This window comes from Saccharicrinis fermentans DSM 9555 = JCM 21142, assembly GCF_000517085.1.
Classification (GTDB): domain Bacteria; phylum Bacteroidota; class Bacteroidia; order Bacteroidales; family Marinilabiliaceae; genus Saccharicrinis; species Saccharicrinis fermentans.
Genome location: NZ_KI912107.1, coordinates 1,029,327 through 1,051,560 on the forward strand (window position 1 = coordinate 1,029,327; position 22,234 = coordinate 1,051,560).

12 protein-coding genes are annotated in these 22,234 nt (G+C 35.8%); 11 read left to right on the top strand and 1 reads right to left on the bottom strand.

What is annotated here, in order from left to right; all coding sequences use genetic code 11:
• Positions 1-135 precede the first annotated feature (135 nt).
• From CYTFE_RS0104245 to CYTFE_RS0104270, 6 genes are all read left to right on the top strand, one after another.
• Complete coding sequence (locus CYTFE_RS0104245) at positions 136-1,734, top strand: glycoside hydrolase (protein ID WP_027470802.1); 1,599 nt, start codon at positions 136-138, stop codon at positions 1,732-1,734.
• 146 nt (positions 1,735-1,880) lie between these two features.
• Positions 1,881-2,921: a cellulase family glycosylhydrolase gene (locus tag CYTFE_RS0104250; RefSeq protein WP_052342983.1), complete on the top strand. Its 1,041-nt coding sequence runs from the start codon at positions 1,881-1,883 to the stop codon at positions 2,919-2,921.
• Between the two features lie 246 nt (positions 2,922-3,167).
• Positions 3,168-4,175, top strand: a complete 1,008-nt coding sequence (locus CYTFE_RS0104255; protein WP_044262557.1) for an IS110 family RNA-guided transposase — start codon at positions 3,168-3,170, stop codon at positions 4,173-4,175.
• A 23-nt stretch (positions 4,176-4,198) separates the two neighbouring features.
• Entirely contained in the window at positions 4,199-6,097 is a 1,899-nt protein-coding gene (locus CYTFE_RS0104260; RefSeq protein WP_027470805.1) for a family 43 glycosylhydrolase, read from the top strand.
• A 179-nt stretch (positions 6,098-6,276) separates the two neighbouring features.
• Entirely contained in the window at positions 6,277-8,031 is a 1,755-nt protein-coding gene (locus tag CYTFE_RS0104265; protein WP_044262559.1) for a HAMP domain-containing methyl-accepting chemotaxis protein, read from the top strand.
• Between the two features lie 94 nt (positions 8,032-8,125).
• Entirely contained in the window at positions 8,126-11,233 is a 3,108-nt protein-coding gene (locus CYTFE_RS0104270; protein WP_027470807.1) for a glycoside hydrolase family 2 TIM barrel-domain containing protein, read from the top strand.
• A 245-nt stretch (positions 11,234-11,478) separates the two neighbouring features.
• Here the strand turns inward: CYTFE_RS0104270 and CYTFE_RS0104275 are convergent, their stop codons facing one another.
• Positions 11,479-12,072 carry an RNA polymerase sigma-70 factor gene (locus CYTFE_RS0104275; RefSeq protein ID WP_027470808.1) on the bottom strand — a complete coding sequence of 198 codons (594 nt, stop codon included), beginning with the start codon at positions 12,070-12,072 and terminating at the stop codon, positions 11,479-11,481.
• A gap of 152 nt (positions 12,073-12,224) precedes the next feature.
• Here CYTFE_RS0104275 and CYTFE_RS28345 point away from each other — a divergent pair, with 152 nt between their 5' ends.
• The 5 genes from CYTFE_RS28345 (at position 12,225) to CYTFE_RS0104300 (ending at position 22,121) form a co-directional block, all read left to right on the top strand.
• Positions 12,225-13,178 carry a FecR family protein gene (locus CYTFE_RS28345; RefSeq protein ID WP_052342984.1) on the top strand — a complete coding sequence of 318 codons (954 nt, stop codon included), beginning with the start codon at positions 12,225-12,227 and terminating at the stop codon, positions 13,176-13,178.
• A 250-nt stretch (positions 13,179-13,428) separates the two neighbouring features.
• Positions 13,429-16,593: a SusC/RagA family TonB-linked outer membrane protein gene (locus CYTFE_RS0104285; protein WP_081736096.1), complete on the top strand. Its 3,165-nt coding sequence runs from the start codon at positions 13,429-13,431 to the stop codon at positions 16,591-16,593.
• Between the two features lie 97 nt (positions 16,594-16,690).
• Positions 16,691-18,367, top strand: a complete 1,677-nt coding sequence (locus CYTFE_RS0104290; RefSeq protein WP_027470810.1) for a RagB/SusD family nutrient uptake outer membrane protein — start codon at positions 16,691-16,693, stop codon at positions 18,365-18,367.
• Positions 18,368-18,472: 105 nt separating this feature from the next.
• Entirely contained in the window at positions 18,473-21,319 is a 2,847-nt protein-coding gene (locus tag CYTFE_RS0104295; RefSeq protein ID WP_044214024.1) for a glycosyl hydrolase 115 family protein, read from the top strand.
• Between the two features lie 118 nt (positions 21,320-21,437).
• On the top strand, positions 21,438-22,121 hold the full coding sequence (locus CYTFE_RS0104300; protein WP_027470812.1) for an NUDIX hydrolase: 684 nt from the start codon (positions 21,438-21,440) through the stop codon (positions 22,119-22,121).
• The last annotated feature ends 113 nt before the right edge of the window (positions 22,122-22,234 follow it).

Consider the following 22,234-nt stretch of genomic DNA (forward strand, 5'->3'; position numbering starts at 1 on the left):
GAGAAACCTGAGTAAGAAAGAATTATACAACATTCTTTATGTTTAAGGGTAGGTGTTCAGCGAGATTTCAGGTTTATCATATTAGGTTTGGGTGTGCTCTTTTTTTGTAAATCCATTGGATCAATTCTTTCTACCATGTATATAAAACAAACAATAACATTACTGGCTCTAATTTTTGTTATCGTCTGCTCCTGTTCTACCAATAATAATTCCGGTGGTGCGGCACAAGAGGTATTGGTTAATGAAAATCAAACCTATCAAACCATGGAAGGTTTTGGGGCGTCAGATTGCTGGACCATTCAGTTTGTAGGAGCAAATTGGCCTGAGGCAAAGAGAGAAGGCATTGCAGACTTACTTTTTAGTAAAGAGATTGATCAAAATGGAAACCCGAAAGGTATTGGTCTTTCTCAATGGCGTTTTAATATCGGAGGAGGAACAGCTGAACAAGGAGACCAAAGTGGGATCCCTAATGTTTGGAGAAGAGCTGAGTGTTTCTTAAATTCTGATGGCACTTACGACTGGAATAGGCAATTAGGACAACAATGGTTTTTACATGCTGCTCAAAAAAGAGGTGTTGAATCATTGCTTGCTTTTAACAATACACCTCCTGTTCAGTATACAAAAAATGGCAAGGGATGGTCTCCTGGAGGAGATAGATATAATTTACAAGCCGATAAATATGATGATTATGCTCATTTTTTAGTGGAAGTTTGTAAGTATTTTGAGAGTATTGGGGTTAATTTTGATTATGTTAGCCCTTTTAATGAGCCGCAATGGGATTGGAAAGCACCCGCAACCCAGGAAGGTACCCCTGCCAGGAATAAAGAAATTGCTCAACTGGTGAATGAGCTGAGTCCTTTGTTGGCACAGCAATTTCCAGCTATTAAAATTGCAGTCCCTGAGGCTGCACAGCTCCAGTTTCTATATGAAAAGAGAGGATATGAAAACCGAGATAATCAACTGAAAGAACTATTTGACAGTTCTTCAGATAGTTATATAATGAACCTTCCGAATGTTAAAAATGCGGTAATGGGACATAGCTACTTTACTACGAGTAAGTTGGATACTTTAATAGAAGTGAGGCGTAAGTTAAAAAACTATCTAAATACATATCATAAGGATTTAGCTTATTGGCAAAGCGAATTTTGTATTCTTGAAAAACACAAAGATATTGGTGGAGGTAACAAAAGAGACCTAGGTATGGCAACCGCATTGTATGTGGCAAGAGTTATTCATGCGGATCTGGCTCTGGCTGATGCTTCCTTATGGAGTTGGTGGACGGCGGTTTCACCCATGGATTATAAAGATGGTTTGGTTTATATTGATTTGGGTGCTGAGCAAAAAGGGGAGACGAAATATGAAAATCTACGTGAAGATGGATATTTTCGGGATTCTAAAACCCTTTGGGTATTAGGTAACTATTCGCGTTTTGTGCAGCCCGGAATGATTCGTATTTTAACAAACTTATCCAATAAATTGTCATTGAAGGAGCAAATGAATCAGTTAATGATAAGTGGATATAAATCTGCGGATGATCGCAAATATACTTTTGTTGTCGTTAATTATGGAAACGAGAATAACACGCTATCATTTAATTATTTTTTAAAGGATAAAAAGAATGTAACCATAACTAGCTATGTTACTTCAAAGGATAAAAATCTGGAAAAGACGAATGTGAATGGTGCGAATGTGAATGTACCAGCTCGTTCTGTTGTTAGTATCGTAATGGAATAAATTATTGTGAAATGCAGATGTGAGATTTTATACTACGCTATATTGATGGATGAAGTCCGGATGGTGCATTAGAACTCCGTAATAGATTTTCTAATTCATTTTTAGGGTTAAGATGGGTCTCATATCGCTTTAAAAAGAATAAATGGATGATGAAGAATTTAATAATTAGTCTTTTGGCATTGTCATTTCTATTATATGGATGTAGTGGTGACTCGGATGGTGATAATATTGCACCTGATGATAAAGACAATACGGAAAATGAAAATCCTGCTGCTAATATCGATTTTACGCAAGCCATTAGAGGTGTGAATTGGGCGGATAAACGTGATAACTTTGTGGATGATTTATTGGTTCCCAGTGGACTTACCAGTGGGGATTCATATTATATGGTGCAGACGGATGCACAATATGTTATGAAGGGTTTCCTGGATAATATGGGGGCCAATACGGTTCGATTACCCATTAATTACGCAACGGTAAGCAGTACATGGTGGAATGGTTATAAAGGTGCTATAGATAAAGCAATAGCTAAAGGAATGCGCGTAATTTTAGCTTATTGGGAAGGTGAAAGCAGTAGAGATGGCAAGGTGGATAATATCTCTGAATTTTGGGTCATGTGGTCTACTGTTATTAAGGACTATGGTGAAAATGCAGGGGTGTATTTTGAAGTTATGAATGAACCATACGGATACTCTCTATCGGAATTAACAGACTTGTATGAGTCGTGGTTAAATGAATTTTCTGATATACCCCACGAACGTATTCTGTTGGGAGGAAAAGGGTATTCTGAAAATGTAACAGCACTGGGAGCGGATAGTCGCTTTTCTAACTGTTTGTTATCACTGCATAACTACGCCTTTTGGGCAGAAAGATCGGCAGAGGAATGGCAAAACGACTGGTTGAATCGTATTGGTGATTATGCGAGCCGGACTGTGGTTACAGAGTTTGGTAGCACAATGACACAAGGTAAAGATTATAACGGTGCAGCCAATACTGATAATGAGGTGGATTATATACAGGTTTCTACTAAGTTGTTTAGAGATAGGGGGGTACAGAGTGTTTATTGGCCTGGTTTGCGCGAAGGTGATTGGTATAGTATTCAAACACTCGATCATACTACATTTAAAATGAGTACAACCAATGTATCTGGCTTGTGGTGGATACAATATGGTTGGGGTATGGATTAAAAATTTAAATTATTAACAGATCGTTAGTTTGTGGTACGTAAAATATTATTAGAAATGAATAAGAAATAATACCCTTATATTGGTTAAAAAGCTCCATCTGCTGCGTTAACTTTATTAAACAGATAGATTGAATCTAAGTTTCATATTAAGAACAGCAGATTATTGAGTAAAAGCCAGAGAGTATTTAGGGCAGAACCCACTATCACGATGTTAGCCACTCAATACGGAGCATAAAACAAAATGTTTATGCAAGTATATGGAATTGATTTATCAATGGAAAAGTTTGATGTAAACTTTATTGACAAGAATGGAAAAGAAAAGAAGAAACAAGTGAAGAACAGACTAAGTGCCATATCAAAGTTCTTAGAGAACGTATCAGAAGATGCCGTATTGTGTGTTGAGCATACAGGTTCCTATGGAGACTTATTGGTTTATTTATGCAACCAGTTAGGAATAGATATAGCCTTGATACCGGGTTATACCATAAAGCATAGCCTAGGTATGATAAAGGGAAAGTCTGATGATATAGATGCCGCTAGAATACGAGAATATGGAGAGCGATTCTTTGATAAGTTAAAATACAAGCAGTACGATTCAGAGGAGATAGTTGAATTGAAAAGTTTGTATACACTGCGTTCTCAATTAGTGAAGGCAAGAAAGGTTTTAAGAACAGGAGAGCACGGTCGTTCCAATGTGCCCATACAAAGCGTAAGTGCACATAAATATGCAGATAAAGCTATATTCAATTTAAACAAAGAGATAGAAGAAGTAGAAAGTGAAATAGAAGCTATAATAACGGCAAACAATGAACTGAACGACAATTATGAACTAGTTGTCAGCGTAAAAGGAATAGGGCCTGTTATAGCCACGGATTTGATTATTAAAACAGGGAACTTTCTTGTGATTGACACCGCTCGAAAGGCATCTTCATATGTGGGGATTTGCCCTTTCCCCAATGCGTCAGGAAAGATGGTCGGCAAAGCAAAAATAAGCCCGTTTGGAGATCGAAAACTAAAGGCTCTCCTTTATATGGGTGCTAAGTCTGCTGTCAAGCACAATAAAGAATATAGGCTGTATTACGAAAAGAAAAAGTTAGAGGGCAAACCTCATTATTTAATTATGAATAATGTGTCAAATAAAATGTTGAGAACAATTTATAGCGTTGTAAAAAATAAAACGCCTTACAGTCAAGATTACATATGTCTTGACCCGAGAGAGAAAAATATTAATAGCTCCACTGAAATAGTGGCTTAAAAATTTGTAATTAATTAGAGTATATGAAACGATTATTATTTATAGCTGTTTGTCTATTTGTGCTAAGCTTGGCAATTGTTAATGGACAACAAAGTGATAAATCCAATTCGTATGTGGGTTACTTATTCGCATATTTTAGCGGCAATAATATGGATCAGGAGCAAATTCATTTTGCAGTGAGTAACGATGGTTATCATTTTACGGCACTGAATTATGACGCTCCGGTTATTAATTCCAGAGAAATAAGTTCTACAGGTGGTGTTCGTGATCCACATATTCTACGGTGTGAAGATGGTAAAACCTTTTATATGGTGGCTACTGATATGGTATCGGCCAATGGTTGGAGTTCGAATAGAGCAATGGTTCTTTTAAAATCTTCAGATTTAATTCATTGGTCATCTGCGGTGGTGAATATACAAAAGAAATACTCCGCACAAGACCGACTAAAAAGAGTATGGGCTCCTCAAACAATTTATGATAAAGAAGCAGGGAAATATTTGATCTATTGGTCGATGATGTACGAAGGAGGGGCGGATGTTATTTACTATGCTTACGCCAATGAGGACTTTACAGATATTGAAGGACGACCTCAACAACTGTTCTTCCCTGCTAATAAAAAGTCATGTATTGATGGTGATATTGTTTATAAAGATGGGAAGTACCATCTGTTTTATAAAACAGAAGGCCATGGTAATGGTATCAAAAAAGCTACCAGTACTTCTCTTACATCTGGTAAATGGATAGAGGAAGATGACTACCTGCAACAAACATCAAATCCAGTTGAGGGTTCAGGAATTTTTAAATTGATAAATGATGATTCCTATATTTTAATGTATGATATGTATACAGTAGGTAAATATCAATTTGCTAAAAGTAAGGACTTAAAGACCTTTTCTTTGGTTGATAAAGAGATTAAAATGGACTTTCACCCTCGGCATGGATCAGTGATTCCTGTAACTTCAAGTGAAATGGATGCCTTATTGGATAAATGGGGGCAGGGTTTTGATGCAGAAATTAAGTTGGGTAGTAATCCTGTTTTAGCAGGATTCTATGCCGATCCGGATATGATATTTTCCAACAAAACAAATAAATATTATTTATACCCAACATCGGACGGTTTTGAAGGTTGGTCGGGTACTTATTTTAAAACTTTTTCATCTACAAATATGGTGGACTGGAAAGATGAAGGAATCATTCTGGATTTAAAAAAACACGTAAAATGGGCTGATAGAAATGCTTGGGCTCCTTGTATTATTGAAAAAAAGATAGGCAAAAAATATAGGTACTATTTCTATTACACTGCAGCACAAAAAATAGGAGTTGCAGTGTCTTCGAATCCGGATGGGCCATTTAAGGATACCGGAAAACCATTGGTGTATGAGCATCCGGATGGTGTCAGCGGAGGACAAGAAATAGATCCGGATGTATTTGAAGATCCTATATCTAAAAAAACATATTTATACTGGGGAAATGGGTATATGGCCGTTGCTGAATTAAATGAAGATATGGTATCTATTAAAGCTCAAACAACTAAAGTAATAACTCCTGATAATACATTTAGAGAGGGAACATCTGTATTTTATCGTAATGGACTATATTATTTCCTATGGTCTGAAGATGATACGCGTAGTCCCAATTACCGGGTTCGCTATGGGATAGCAAAGTCTCCAACGGGTCCTATCTCTATCCCTGATCAAAATTTGATTTTAAAAAGAGATGATTTGAAAGGAATATATGGTACAGGCCATAATTCTGTAATACAAGTTCCTGGTAAGGATGAATGGTATATTGTTTACCATCGTTTTCAACGTCCGGACGGAATAAAAATGGGTGATGCCGCAGGTTTTCATAGGGAAGTATGTGTGGATAGACTACAATTTGATGAAGGAGGAAATATTATTCCGGTTGTGCCAAGCCCTTAATTTTTGTATAACATCATCTGAAATAAGCTATGATAATTTATGAATAGCTCAGCTTAGATGACCTTTAAAAAGAATATTTAGTCATGTGAGATCAATACGGCCGGAGCAAATAATTGCCACATACAATGATGATGTTTATTTGCCACCGGTTTTAATTTTTTACTCAATTAATAGCATATATGAGACTACAAATGCCAAACATTAAGTTTAGCTTGAATAATATTAAAGTAAGTAAGCGTTTAATCATTAGTTATTCCATATTAATTGTGTTGATGCTAATTGTAGGTGTTTTTGGATTATTAGCCATAAGAAGTACGCAGGAAGGATCTGTAATACAAGGGTATATAGAAAATGTGATCTCTGATGTTCGTGTAGTAAATGAACATAATATTGCATATCGGTTCGACCGGAATGATTATAGACCGGATATTATCCGGGAAAAGTCGTTGTTGGCTATACAAAGTTTAGAAGCTTTAAGGCCGTTTGTGACTGACAGTTTGATGGCCCGATTTGATTCTGCCTATGTAGATATAGCTAGCTTATCTGAATATACAGAAGATTATTTTGAATCATCGATGCTGTATGATAGTTTGGTTAATAGAGGATTGAATTTGGAGAACGAAATGACCATCTTGTATAAAAAAGCATCCTTATCGTTTTCGCAAAGGATGCTTTTTGATGAGGCACTTGATCAAATTCATTTGGAGTTATATCATCAACTTTTGCATCAGGGGATTAAAAAGGATATGTCACTCATTGATGATGCCTATAATCAAATTGTTAAGTTAGTGAAATCCTCTGTTTTTCCTGCGCGAATGCAGCTGTTGGTAAAGGATTTTGGACAAACAATGCAAACATTTAAAACGGTTCATGAACATACAGGATGGGCCAATTGGAAAATAGAAAGAGTAACTTTTGATGCGGTAACAAGCATGGATATAATCTCCGGACGATTTAAGGAGTACCTAAGTCATGAATTGCGTCAAAATATTTTTATGATAGTTGGCACAATTATTCTTTCTCTTGTTTTTGCAGTTGTGATCGCTTTTCTTATTATTCGTTCAATTCATGGAGGACTCAAAGAAACAATTGCCATTGCAGGAAGAATAGCAAAGGGAGATTTAGCATTGAATAAATTATTGGGTAATAGTCTGCGCAAAGATGAGTTTGGTCAGTTGAAAGAAGAGTTTGTACGCATGTTGCATTCTTTACGTAAAAATGTAAATAGTTTGCTTCAAATGTCGAGCATTTTAGAAGATACAGGTAATGTATTGTATAATAGTGCACAGCAAATGTCGAACAATGCCAATGGACAGGCTGCATCTGTGGAGGAAATTGGCGCAACGCTTGATGAAATGGCCCGTGATATAAATAACAATGCAAAAAATGCAAATGAAACAAAACAACTATCCAACCATTCCATGCAGTTTATTGAAAAAATGGCTGACCGTAATCAATTAATTATTGAAAAATCGATGGAGATTGAAGGTGAGTCAACAAAAGTGACTGGTATTGCTATTCAAACGAATATATTGGCACTGAATGCTTCTGTGGAGGCGGCCGTCGCTGGTTCGGCAGGGAGAGCTTTTGGTGTGGTTGCCAATCAGGTGAAAGAGTTGGCATCCACAAGTAAACAAGCAGCAGACCGTATTTTATTACTTTCTAAAGAAGGGGTTGAGTATTCGCAAGAGGGTGGACAGATTGTGAATGAAGTATTGCCAAACCTTCGTCAAATTGATGTGAAAATAGATGGGGTTGCAATGGCTAGCAACGAACAGCGTTATAAGTCAGAACAAATGATTGAAGCCTTGAAAAATCTTAATAACCTGGCACAAGTTAATGCCACTCAATCTGAAGAGCTTTCTGCTAGCTCTGAAGAATTAAAGGAGCATGCTGTTTTGTTAAAGAAACAAGTTGATTTTTTCACCTTATAATCGGGTACTTTTATATATATTGAGTTCGTGGTTTATAAGAGAATATTTGTAAATGTTGTTTTGAAGAGAAATCAAATTTTTAAATAAAGCTGATATGATAAAGAAGATATTTATGGGGGCTCTAATTATTTTGAGTCCTGGTCTTTTTGCCCAGAAGTGGCAAGATCCAAATGTGAATGCATTTAATAGGGCTGCTATGCACAGTTCATTTTTTGCTTATGAATCGTTAGAAGCTGCCAATAATAGCAGTCAGCAATCATCATCTAATTATTTGAGTTTAAATGGAACATGGAAATTTAATTGGGTGGAAAATGCATGGCAACGTCCAACCGATTTTTATAAAGTGGGATATAATGATATGGATTGGGGAAAAATGCCTGTTCCGGGAATCTGGGAACTAAATGGATATGGTGATCCTCAATATGTAAACATTGGTTATGCTTGGAGAAGTCAGTATAAAAATAATCCGCCAATTGTTCCTGAAGAGAATAATCATGTAGGTACCTACCGTCAAGAAATCATACTTCCTGCTAGTTGGAAGGGGAAAGATATTGTTGCTCACTTTGGTTCTGTTACATCTAATATCTCTTTGTATGTGAATGGAAAATATGTGGGATATAGTGAAGATAGTAAGTTGGAAGCTGAGTTTAATTTGACCAAGTATTTAAAGCCTGGAAAAAACCTGATTGCTTTTCAAGTGTTTCGCTGGTGTGATGGGTCTTATTTAGAAGACCAGGACTTTTGGAGATTTAGCGGGGTCGGAAGAGATTGTTATTTATATGCGCGTAATAAAACCCACCTTGAAGATATTAAAGTGATAGCTGATTTAGATCGTGATTATAAAAACGGTTTATTAAAGGTAAAGCTTGATGTGAAAGGTAAGGCTAATGTAAATCTTATTTTGTCGGATGCGCAAGGTAAGACTGTGGTCGAAAAAAATGTGACCGGTTCGGGTATGATAACCACAGATATGGAGGTTGCTAATCCTCTAAAATGGACTGCAGAGACGCCTAATTTGTATAAATTAACTGCAGTTGTTAAGCAAGGTAGTAAGATACTGGAGGTTATTCCATTAAAAGTTGGATTTCGTAAGGTGGAAAAAATTAATAATCAGCTGTGCGTGAATGGTCAACCTATCTTGATTAAAGGAGTTAATCGACATGAATTGGATCCAGATGGAGGTTACGTAGTCTCTCGTGAAAGAATGGTTCAGGATATCCTGATGATGAAAAAATTTAATGTAAATGCAGTTAGAACTTGTCATTATCCAAACAATAATTTGTGGTACGACTTGTGCGATGAGTATGGGATTTATGTCGTTGCGGAAGCAAATATAGAATCGCATGGAATGGGTTATGGAGATGCTACCTTGGCAAAAAACTCACAGTTTGCTAAGGCGCATATGGAGCGTAATCAACGTAATGTGTACCGTAATTTTAACCACCCAGCAGTCATTATATGGTCCATGGGTAATGAAGCAGGTTTTGGTGGAAACTTTGAAGCGTGTTATAAATGGATTAAGAATTATGATTCATCTCGCTTAGTGCAATATGAACAAGCAGGTCAAAACGACTATACGGATATCTTTTGTCCCATGTACTATGATTATAAGCGTAGTGAAGAGTACGGTCAGGCAACAGATAAAACAAAACCTTTAATACAATGTGAGTACGCTCATGCAATGGGTAACTCTGAAGGTGGTTTTAAAGAATATTGGGAACTGGTTCGTAAGTATCCTATGTATCAAGGTGGTTTTATCTGGGATTTTGTGGATCAATCTATCCATTGGAAAGATAAATCAGGAAACCTGATTTATGGCTATGGAGGTGATTTTAATCCCTACGACGCATCTGATAATAACTTTTTGGATAACGGATTGATTAGTCCTGATCGTAAACCAAATCCACATTTTTATGAGGTAGGTTATTATTATCAATCAATATGGACAAAAATAATCGATGTAGAAAATGGTATGATAGAAATATTTAATGAATATTTCTTTAGAGATTTGTCTGATTTTTATTTGCAATGGGAACTTGTTGGTGATGGAAAAGTGCTTAAAACAGGTATTGTAAATGAATTGAATGTGGCGCCCCAACAAAAAAATAGTATCCGTTTAGATCTTGGGCTTACGGATAAAATAAATGCAAAAGAAGTTTTTATAAATGTAGCTTATAAACTAAAATCAGAAGAGCAGGGACTTGATGCAGGCGCAACCTTAGCTCGTCAACAGTTAGTTGTTAAGGAGTATCAGTTTGAGGCTTTGCAAATAGCCAATAATAAATATGTTAATCAAAAGCTTACTTCTCCTGAACTGGTGGAAAATGATGTTAATTATTTGTTGGTGTTGGGAGAAAGCTTTCAGATGGATTTCAACCGGCATTCTGGTTTTTTATCTCGTTACATTGTTGATGGAAAAGAAGTGTTAAAAGAAGGGGCCACCTTAAAGCCAAACTTCTGGAGGGCACCTACTGATAATGATTTTGGAGCTAGACTGCAATATAAATATGCGGTGTGGAAAAATCCTAAAATGGATTTAAAATCACTTGATGGCAAACTGAATAAAGATGGTTTGGCTGAAATAACGGCTATGTATGACATGCCCGAAGTTTCGGCTCAGTTAGTATTGAACTACCTCATTAATAATGATGGTGAACTGATGGTTAAACAACAGTTGCTGGCTGATGATAATGCTAGTGTTTCAGATATGTTTCGCTTTGGGATGAAGTTGGAAATGCCTGGTAGTTATGATTTTATTAGCTATTATGGAAGAGGTCCTGGTGAAAATTATGTGGATAGAAAAGATTCTGAATTTGTAGGCTTGTATCAACAACAGGTTCATGAGCAAGCTTATTCCTATATTCGACCACAGGAAACTGGTACTAAATCTGATATTAGGTGGTGGAAACAGGTAGATGTTTCAGGCTTTGGTATCTGTGTAAATTCTAATAGTACTTTCTCAATGTCTGCGCTAAATTATACGATTGATGACTTAGACGATGGAAAGGAAAAGGATCAAAGGCATATGCCTCAAGTTGTAAAGAGTGATTTTGTAACTATTTGTATTGATCAAAAACAAATGGGATTAGGGTGTATAACCAGTTGGGGAGCATTACCAAGACCAGAATATAGAATACCGTATCAGGATTATGAATTTGAGTTTGTTATTAAACCGGTAGATCATGAATTTAAAATCTACTAAGTTGAATATTTTATTGCTGATTTAATTTTTATAAAAGGTTGTTTTCCATAATGGAAACAGCCTTTTTTTATAAATTATATGGATGATCTGCGTCTATCTGGAAATCGTATTTGTTCTTGGTTGGGCATGTGTAAATCTACGTTTTGTAAGAGAGTTAAGGGGGCTTGCTTGCTGATTTGCCGCCCAATGAATTTATAAGAACCGTTGTTATTAGGGGCAATTATAACTATAATTGATGCTTTTGCTTAGTTTAATAACATGTAAAGTACAATGGCAATTTGTGTGCTTTGTAGTTTTAATTGTTTTTGAAGTTGTAATTTAGCTTGCCTGATATGTTTCTCCACGGCTTTTACTGTTATGCCTAGCTCCTCAGCTACATCTTTTTGTTTGCGACCATTAATTTTACATTGAATAAAAATATTCTTTCTTTTTTCAGGAAGAATGGATATGGCTTCTTGTAGAGATTCAACTAATTCCTCTTCAATGCTGGAGCCTTCGTTTGTCGTAAAATCTAACTGATAGAGATATTGAAGTTCATGAATAGTAAATTCATCTGATAAATATATATCGTGATGTGTTTTTTCACTTTTTATAAAATTCAAGCATTTATTGCGAAGCATGACAAATAGTAAGCTTTCAACCGATTTAGATGTGTCAATTTTTTTTCTTTGTCTCCATATGTCTTCGTAGCAATCTTGAACAATATCCTCAACTTGTTTTGAGTTCTTGATGAAAAGACTACAGTAACCAATGAGTCTAGGATAAGTTTTTATATAAAAAGATGCAAAAGTCTTAGAATCACCATTCTTTAATTTATTTCTGAATTGAATACTGTGCATATAAATTATAAGAAATAGATGGTTTAATAATCAATTGCAAAGTAATGCTAATTTTAATTTATAGCAAAAAAAATAAAATAATGTAAAAAAAAGTTATCATCCGGGGTAGGGTTTTATCTATTTAGTTGTACTCATTATAAAAGCCAATTTTAATGACCGATTTAATAATAAAATATTTAGAAAATACAGCCTCCGATGCTGAGCGTAAAGAATTGCTGGGATGGTTGAGGGATGATATTCATTATGCAGAATTTTGTAAAATAAAAGAAACGTGGATGGCGAATGTAAAAAAAGAAGAGTTAGGTCGTGATTTGAATGAAGGATTACTGAGTTTTAAATTTTTTATATTGAATGACCTATTGGAGCATACAAATAAAATGAAAAGATTATATAAATATGCTGCTGTTATCTTGTTGTTGATTCTTGCGGGTGCTGTGTTGTATTTTGGTAGGGGGCACAACAAAGAAATATTACTTACCAGTGTTTTTGCAGGCAGGGGGGATGTTACTTCTGTGGTTTTGCCGGATAGCTCTAGGGTTTGGCTTAATGCAGGTAGTACTTTAATCTATCCGTCTGATTATGGCTTGCATACACGGGCTGTTAGTCTTGAAGGGGAAGGTTTTTTTAGCGTTCAAAAAGATAAAGATCATCCTTTTGTGGTAAGCGCAAATCAGGTAGATGTAACTGCCTTAGGTACTAGCTTTAATGTTGAATCATATGACAGGAACAATAAAGTTGTTGTGACACTCGAAGAGGGTAGTGTTAAAACAGTGTGTGGTTCAGATGAGAAGATTCAGACTCCGGGAACTCAGGTTATTGTGTCTAATGATAAAATGGAGATGATAGAGGTTGATACTGAATTGTTTACCGCTTGGCATCTTGGTGAAATCAAATTTAAAGATGAATCATTACTTAATATTGCACATCAACTTGAAAGAATATACGATGTGACGATAAATTTTGCCTCTGATTCTATAAAAAATTATAGATATAGGGGGACCATTGACATAGAAAATCCACTTATTAAAACCCTTGATATATTACAATTATCAACAAATATCGAATATGAAATAGATGATAAGCACATTTTATTAATACAGAAGTAATAAAAAAAGGAGTCAGCTGCAACTGACTCCCGAATGTAAATAAACAGCTTGCTTTATAATGGCAGGCGCATTTAATCACAGTAAACGTTACAAATTTATGAAAAAAAATGAATGTTTACCACGGAACCATAGTATTGTTTCATGGTACAAAAAACCTATTCGGGTTATGAAAATTGCTGCTCTATTGTTCTTCATAACAACCTTCGTTATGCATGGCGAATCATCTCTTTCTCAAGTAAAGAGAGTATCGATGAATTTATCAAATGTTACATTGTCGGATGTTTTTGATCATATCGAATCTCAAACAGAGTATAGCCTATTCTATAATAAAAATACCATTAATGACCAGGCTGTTGTAAGTGTAAATGTAGAAAATGAAAGGGTGGCAAATTTGTTGAGATCGCTTCTCTCGGATAAAAATGTTGAGTTTAAATTGCTGGACGATTGTATAATTATTGTTGATACTGAGAATTTTGACACTGCGTCAACAGCAAGAGTCCAACAGCAAAAAATGTCTGTATCTGGTAAAGTGGTTGATGAGCAAGGGGAAGCTGTGCCAGGCGTTACTATTTTAATAAAGGGGACTAATGTTGGTACCATTACGGATATCAATGGTAACTTTAATCTGAATGCAGAAAAAGGTAGTAGTCTGTTATTTTCTTTTATAGGTATGGAATCTCAAGAGATAATCGTTGACGATAGTGTTATTCATGTAAGGATGCTGTCTTCGTTAGTTAGTCTGGACGAGGTTGTTGCCGTTGGATATGGTTTTATGAAAAAATCAGATCTTACTGGGGCTGTTGTGAGTGCCAATATGGAAGATTTTAAAAAATCTCCTAATACAAATTTGGGGCAGTCATTGCAAGGTTCTGTACCCGGATTAAATATTGGGCAAGTTACAAGTGCAGGAGCTACTCCAAGCATATCCATAAGGGGAGCAAGTACAATATCGGGTAATTCAAATGTGCTGATTATTTTAGATGGAGTACCTTATAATAGTTCTTTGTCTTCTATTAATCCTGATGATATAGAATCTGTTGATGTGTTAAAAGATGCTAGCTCAACAGCTATTTATGGGGCGCAAGCCGGTAATGGAGTTGTACTTATAACCACTAAGAAGGGGGGTGTGAAAGGAAAACCTAAAATTAACTTATCAACTTCTTATACCACTCAGCGTCCAACGGTTGGTCTACGCCCTATGAACCGAGAAGAATATATTGAACATGTTAGAGATCTATATTGGGATAAGGCATACCTTGAAGATGGCTCTTTAGACCCTCAATATGATGTCACTGATGATTTTCAAGCTGTTTTTCTGGATGAAAATGATAACCTTTTGGAAAATGATTATGACTGGTGGGATAAGGGTACAAACCCTGGTTTTATAAAAGAATACCAGCTAAGTGTTACTGGGGGCGGAGAATATGTTAGTTATCTTATTTCAGGTGGCTTAACCGATCAAAGTGGTTATGTAATTAATGATGATTTTAAAAGAAAAAGTATTAGAGTTAACCTGGAAACACAAGCTACGTCATGGCTTAAGCTAGGCATTCAGAGTTTTGGTTCGTTTGTTAATAATGATGGGGCAGAACCTAATCTTTGGCGCTTGATGACTCAATCGCCTCTCCTAGTTCCCTATGATGAAGAAGGTAAATTGATTCCGTACCCATTTAATACCCAAGATACAAATCCTTTTATGGGTAGTGAGGTGGATGATTATGAACGCCATAATTACTTTTTTGCAAATATATATGGTGAGATTGATATTCCTTATGTGAAAGGACTTTCGTATCGCTTTAATTATGGTAATAATTACAGAATAGACAAGCATAATTTGGCAAGTGAGTACGGTGCTAGTTTGACTGGTGAGGCCTATAAAAATATAAATGAATATTATGACTATACCTTCGATAATATTTTAACCTTTAACCGAAATTTTAATACCCATAATATTACGGCAACGTTGCTGTATGGCGCTGTTAAAAGAGAATCATCGTATACAAATGCGAAATCAGAAGAGTTTAGTAGGTTAAATTTGGGTTATAATAGTCTTGAATTAGGTACGAATCAATTTGTATATTCAGATGCTTGGGATGAGGCCTTTAATTACCAAATGGCACGTGTCAACTATAAGTTCAAAAATAAATACTTATTGACATCAACTGTCCGTCGAGATGGTTTTTCTGGTTTTGCGGAGGATGAAAAGTATGCTATCTTTCCTTCTGTTGCCTTAGGTTGGGTTTTAACTGAAGATTTCAATACCCCCCAATGGGTTGAATATTTAAAATTGCGCATGGGTTATGGTGTCAGTGGAAATCTTACAAATAGATATAATTCGTTGGCCAAAATATCAACTTTCGATGCTTATGTCTTGGGTGATGGGGCTTCAACATTAATTGGTCAGGAAGTCTCATCGTTGGGCAATTCCAATTTACGATGGGAAAGAACCAAAGGAATTAATCTTGGTTTAGATTTTACCTTGTATAATAATAGTGTTAGCGGTAATGTTGAATATTATAACAATAAAACAAATGACCTACTATTTAATGTTGCATTGCCAAAAATGTCTGGTTTTGATAAGATTAGTACAAATGTAGGACAACTGAAGAATACTGGCTTTGAATGTATGATAAACACGAGAAACTTTCGTAAGAAAGATTTTAAGTGGACTACAACTTTTACATTTTCAACCAACAAAAATAGAGTGAGTAAGCTGATTGGTGCAGATAATGATGGTGATGGAAAAGAAGATGACTTGGTTGCTAGTAACCTGTTTATTGGAGAATCTTTAGGTAGCATTTATAATTATGAAGTAGATGGAATTTATCAGCTTGATGATGAAATACCCCCAGGTTATTATCCAGGAACCTATCGAATTGTTGATCAGGATGGAGGTGATTACGAAATTACAACAGATGATAAAGTAATATTGGGGCGATCGGAGCCGGCGTATCGTGCCAGCTTAATGAATAAATTTGAATACAAGAGATTTTCATTGAGTATTTTCTTAAATACTATTCAGGGAGGTAAAGATGGATATAGGGGCAATAATACACGCTCTATATCAAGGGGTACAAATACTTTAATATGGAACTATGTAAGTGATATTGATTATTGGTCACCAGGTAACCCGGTTGGAGAATATCCAAGATCTCTTTCAACTCCAACTATTTCTCCCAGTGTTTATTATGATCGTAGTTTTGTTAGACTGCAAGATGTTATACTATCTTATAATGTCCCCAGTAAATTTCTACGTAAGTTGAATGTGATGGATTTGAGTATATATGTAAGTGGTAAAAATTTAGCTACCTGGACATCATGGAAGGGATGGGATCCGGAAACAGGATCTGGTTTAGCAACAGGAGGAAGACCCGTGATGAAAGGATATTCTATGGGCTTTAATTTAACATTCTAAACAGAATCAAAGATGTGGCGAGCCTGGATATAGTATTTTTTATACTGGAAAATATCTTTGTGGTGCGCTCCATCTGATCATTAAAAAATTTAAACATATGAAAAACTATATATATATTATAGCATTACTTTTTTTTGTGCATTTGAGTTCTTGTGAGGAGGATTTCCTGGAAGAGACTCCCTTGGATTTTTTTAGTGCTGAAAACTCTTTTGTAACGAGTGCCGATTTTGATGCCTCTATTAATAATTTATACCGATTAACACGTAGGGAATTTTTCGACCGTGATGAGAGTCATCCTTTTGATTATTTGTATGGAACTGATTTGGTTTTTGATGGTGAACCTCAACAAAGTGCAAATCGTCACTCACCCATGCGAACCGCATATGATCCAAGCGGACGAATTGCAAAGGATCATTGGGGCTTATTATATAAAATTATAACAGAATCGAATACAGTCATAGATCGTATTCCTGATTCGGAATTAGCGGAAGAGGATCAGGTTGTCTACAAAACAAAGGCCTTGTTTTTTAGGAGCTTGGCCTATAGAACATTGGTTTATTTGTATGGAGGTGTTCCTCTAATACTGAATGAAATAAAGCAGCCTAAGGATGATTTTGTAAGAGCTAGTAAGGAAGACGTTCTTCGTCAAGTTATAGAGGATTTAAATGAAGCTGCAACTCATCTTCCATTAATTACTGAGGTCACCGATGGTGAAATACATAATTTGGCAGCTTATCATTTGCTTTCTGAGGTATATCTTGCTGCGGGAGAATACCAAGAAGCAGTTGACGCTGCTAGCATGGTAATTAATCATCCTGCTACTGCTTTAATGCAAGATAGATTCGGAACACGGGCAACAGAGATTGATAAAGATGTGTATTGGGATTTATACAGGCGTAATAACCAAAATAGAAAATCTGGTAATACCGAAGGGATATGGGTTATTCAGTTTGAAACAGATGTACCCGGAGGAAATCTTTTGTCAACCTCAAGGAGTGGTTTTGTCTTGGAGCGTCATCACGGTCCTTTTGTGCGAGATTTTCGTGTGAATGATCAAAAACCTTTTTCCTGGCCCATTGGTGATTATTCCGGCGGTAGAGGAATTGGATGGGCCATTTCTACCAGATATTTTTCTAATACTATATGGGAAAGTGATTTTGACAATGATATGAGAAATGCAAATCATAATTTTGTTCGTGCGTTTGTAAGTACGAATCCCAATTCTTCCTATTATGGTCAAGTTGTTTCTACTCAAGACCCTGCTTTGGCCGATAAGGTTCCATCCAGACAGCTTTATGCATACCAATCTAAGTGTACAACACCAAATAATCATCCTGCCAATGTTTATGCAGATGCTCAAACATTTACCTTAAAAGGAATAGGTGGTTCAACATATACCGATCAATATATGTTTAGGTTGGCTGAAACATACCTGCTGAGAGCGGAAGCCTATCTGGGCTTAACAAAAACGGATCAAGCAGCAGCAGATATTAATGTTGTTCGGTCCAGGGCTAATGCGAACCCAGTAGCTCCGCAAGATGTTGATATTGATTATATTCTGGATGAAAGAATGCGTGAATTAGGTGTGGAGGAAAAAAGAAGGCTGACTTTGATGCGTTTAGGAAAACTATATGATAGGATACAAAAGTGTAATCCCTATTATCGCGATATGGTTGATGGAATGACAGAAACCTATAATTTATGGCCTATACCAGCCAGTGAAATTGAAGCCAATATTGGTGCTGTTCTAGAACAAAATCCGGGTTATAATTAATATTTACCCATAAAAATAAATGTTATCTTTTAATTTACCCAAGGCTACGCCTTGGGTAAATTGTTATCGTTAATTGTTAATAAAAACTTCTTAATACAATTTATTATGAGATTCTGTTTTCTTTGTTTGTTGTTAATACCTAGGGTTTTATTTGCCCAAATTAATATATCAAATCATGATGGTAAAGGTTATCCTATTGCCCAGGCACAATCGGTCACATCTATCTATTTTGATATGAATGATGCTGCCGTTGTGGGTAAGGCAGCAGAATTTTTAGCCTCTGATATTAAAGCGGTGAGTGGTAAAAAACCAGTTGTTATTGCATCGAAAAAAAAGATTCAACAACATGTTATAATAATTGGTACTATTGGTAAAAATTCGCTGATCGATCAACTTATCTCTAAGAAAAAGATCGATGTATATGAAATTGAAAATAAATGGGAGCGTTTCCTTATTCAAACGGTTAAGAATCCCATGAGGGGGGTAGATCAAGCCCTCGTTATTGTAGGAAGTGATCAGCGAGGAACTGCTTATGGGGTTTTTTCTCTTTCTGAAGCAATGGGGGTTTCGCCTTGGTACTATTGGGCTGATGTACCTGTTCAAAAAAATAAACTGCTCTACCTGCTAAATGAAAAATATGTTTCCAAGGCTCCTACGGTTAAGTATCGTGGTGTTTTCCTGAACGATGAGGATTGGGGGCTTCATCCTTGGGCGGCAAGTAATATGGATCCAGAAGTAAATAGCATTGGACCTAATACCTATGAAAAGATTTTTGAATTGCTTTTGCGTTTGAAAGCCAATATGTTTGCCCCTGCAATGCATGAATGTACGAAAGCTTTTTATACCGTTCCTGGTAATATGGAAATGGCTCATAAGTATGGAATTATGGTTACCACGAGTCATTGTGAGCCACTTTTATACAACAATGCCAGTGAGTGGGATAAAAATACCCAGGGCGAATGGAATTATAAAACCAATAGAGTGGAGATGGAACGAGCTCTTGAAAATCGTGTAATACAAGCCCATAATAATGATAATATTTATACCATCGCTTTGCGAGGAATGCATGATGAAGGTATGAAAGGAGGTTCTGATAAAGAAAAATTAGAAACTCTTGCAGAGGCTATAAAGCACCAAAGATCATTGCTTACTAAATATATTGATAAACCAATCGATGAGATACCTCAAATTTTTGTGCCTTATAAGGAGGTGCTAGGTCTTTATGAACAAGGTTTGCAAATACCTGAAGATATTACAATTGTTTGGCCGGATGATAATTATGGCTATATAAAACGAATGAGCAATGCCGAAGAACTTGGGCGTAAGGGGGGAGCTGGTGTTTACTATCACTTGTCTTACCTGGGATGGCCCAATGATTATTTATGGTTAAATACAACGCCGCCTGCACTTATGTATGCCGAAATGCATAAGGCTTATTCTTTAGGGGCAAATAAGTATTGGTTGGTTAATGTTGGTGATATTAAACCTGGAGAAATGGGTATGCAACTCTTTCTGGATATGGCTTGGGATATGGAACAGTTTAATTTTGACAATATCAATGATTACCAAGTTAATATGCTTACATCTTTTTTGGGAGAAGAGTATAAAGAGGATTTGACTTATATCTTAGATAGATACTATTATTATGGTTTTACAAGAAAACCTGAATATATGACTGGTGATTGGGTCTGGAATAGCTTATTCGATATTGAAAAGGTTAAGGATACGGATTTTTCTTTTGTTAATTACAAGGAGGCGGATAGACGTTTGAATGATTATAAGGAAATTTCTAATAGAGCCTTTGCTATATTGGAGAGTTTACCAGAAGATAAAAAGGCTGCTTTTTTTCAATGGGTATATTATCCCGTTAAAGGGGCTTCTTTATATAATCATGAAATGTTAATAGCCCAGAAAAACCGATGGTATGCAAAAAGTAACCGAGCGTTAACCAATGTGCTGGCTAGGGATGTTAGTTTGTATCATGATAGTTTAGCTATGATAACAGAGGAGTATAATAACTTGCTGAATGGTAAATGGAATGGTATGATGACTGCACCTGGTTTCTTGCCTAGAGTGCAACTACCTCCAACTGAAAATATTGTATTGAAGGATTCGGCTCAGTTAGCGGTTTTTGTGGAAGGACAGTTGGATAATGTTTCGCCGAAAAGATTACCGGAATTTGTGCATTGTTTTGAGGATACTTATTTTATTGAAATATATAATAGAGGAAAAGGTATCGTTAATTGGAATGCAAAGGCATCTGAAAAGTGGATTCAACTAAGTGAAGATAAGGGTGCCGTGAAGACGCAAGATAGGATAAAAGTGAGTATTGACTGGGATTTATTTCCTAATGTGGAGATTTTAAAAGGCCTTGTGTATATCTCTGATGGAAACCAAACTGTCAATGTTGAAGTGTCTGCAGTTAAAAACCAGGTTGAGGATCCTCTTGTATATACCGAAAATAATGGCGTTATTAGTATTAATCCTGCGAAATTTCATCGTAAAAATGAAAATGGAACCGTTAAATTTCAAAAAATTAATGGTTTAGGTTATTGTAATTCTTCTCTTCAGCTTGGTAATGCCCTGTGTAACTCTGGGGAAGGATCGTTTGTTGAATATGATTTTTATGTAAATAAGTTTGGTGAAATATGCATCCACACCTTTATGTTGCCTTTGTTTGCTAAGGACAAAGAACATGGTACCCGGTATGGTGTCCAAGTTGATGATCAGGAAATTATGGTGATTGACAATGATGTAAAAGAGTATTCTCGGAATTGGGCTAAAAATGTGATGAGGAATACGGCGATTAATAAATCAAAGGTCTTTGTTGATAAATTGGGTAAACATACCTTGAAAGTTTATTCGGTGGATCCAGGAATGATCATTCAAAAAATTATGATCGATACAGGGGGGCTTAAAAATTCATATGTGGGGCCTGTGCCTATGAAATAAGAAATATGTGCTTGTGTTTCTACTGGGAAGCCTTGAAAATTATTTTTTTTTAAAAAAGAGAACAAATATAATAATAGTATAGGATACTATTATTATATTTGTGTATTGAATGATTTATATGGGCGAAAAGTACAATAAATACTCGAAATATTATGTAGCTGTAGATTGCGTAATTTTTGGTTATACCAATGATGATTTAAAGTTATTGCTTTATCATCGAGGTTTTGAACCAGCAAAAGGAATGTGGTCGTTAATTGGGGGATTTGTTGGAGAGACCGAATCGTCGGATACAGCTGCCCGGAGAATTCTAAAAAATATTACCGGACTGGATGAGATATACCTTGAGCAAGTGCAGGCTTTTACTGAGCCAAAAAGGGATATTGAGGACCGGGTTATTAGTATTACCTATTATGCTTTGATAAGGATTGATAAGCATAATTCTGATAAGGTTAGAGAAAATGGTGCGCATTGGTGGTCTATGAAAGCTTTGCCAGCATTTATCTTTGATCATAAAGAAATGGTTGATAAAGCACTGGAAAAACTTCAATTAAAGGCTGGATTGGAATTAGTGGGAAGCGAGTTGTTGCCTGACAAGTTTACGCTATTACAGCTTAGGAAGTTGTATGAGGCCATTTTTCAAAAAGAATTGGATACTGGTAACTTTAGGAAAAAAGTTCTGTCTTTAAAGGTTCTTCAGCGTTTAGATGAGAAAAATACAACAGAGTCGAGACGTGGTGCGTATTATTTTAAATTTATTGAAGGGGCAAAGGAAAAATCTTTTGAGAGAATAGTGAAAATTTAGCGAGTAAATTCCGTTGTATTTTTTTGACTTTATAATAGTACAGTGTACTAATAATATTGTGTAAAATGTAAAGTAGTCAGATACTATATATTGAATTTTAGATTTTTATAATA

Bases quoted from the DNA above. Each gene is read 5' to 3' on its own strand.
- CYTFE_RS0104245 (WP_027470802.1), top strand. From the start codon at position 136: ATGTATATAAAACAAACAATAACATTACTGGCTCTAATTTTTGTTATC.
- CYTFE_RS0104250 (WP_052342983.1), top strand. From the start codon at position 1,881: ATGATGAAGAATTTAATAATTAGTCTTTTGGCATTGTCATTTCTATTA.
- CYTFE_RS0104255 (WP_044262557.1), top strand. From the start codon at position 3,168: ATGCAAGTATATGGAATTGATTTATCAATGGAAAAGTTTGATGTAAAC.
- CYTFE_RS0104260 (WP_027470805.1), top strand. From the start codon at position 4,199: ATGAAACGATTATTATTTATAGCTGTTTGTCTATTTGTGCTAAGCTTG.
- CYTFE_RS0104265 (WP_044262559.1), top strand. From the start codon at position 6,277: ATGAGACTACAAATGCCAAACATTAAGTTTAGCTTGAATAATATTAAA.
- CYTFE_RS0104270 (WP_027470807.1), top strand. From the start codon at position 8,126: ATGATAAAGAAGATATTTATGGGGGCTCTAATTATTTTGAGTCCTGGT.
- CYTFE_RS0104275 (WP_027470808.1), bottom strand. From the start codon at position 12,072: ATGCACAGTATTCAATTCAGAAATAAATTAAAGAATGGTGATTCTAAG.
- CYTFE_RS28345 (WP_052342984.1), top strand. From the start codon at position 12,225: ATGACCGATTTAATAATAAAATATTTAGAAAATACAGCCTCCGATGCT.
- CYTFE_RS0104285 (WP_081736096.1), top strand. From the start codon at position 13,429: ATGAATTTATCAAATGTTACATTGTCGGATGTTTTTGATCATATCGAA.
- CYTFE_RS0104290 (WP_027470810.1), top strand. From the start codon at position 16,691: ATGAAAAACTATATATATATTATAGCATTACTTTTTTTTGTGCATTTG.
- CYTFE_RS0104295 (WP_044214024.1), top strand. From the start codon at position 18,473: ATGAGATTCTGTTTTCTTTGTTTGTTGTTAATACCTAGGGTTTTATTT.
- CYTFE_RS0104300 (WP_027470812.1), top strand. From the start codon at position 21,438: ATGGGCGAAAAGTACAATAAATACTCGAAATATTATGTAGCTGTAGAT.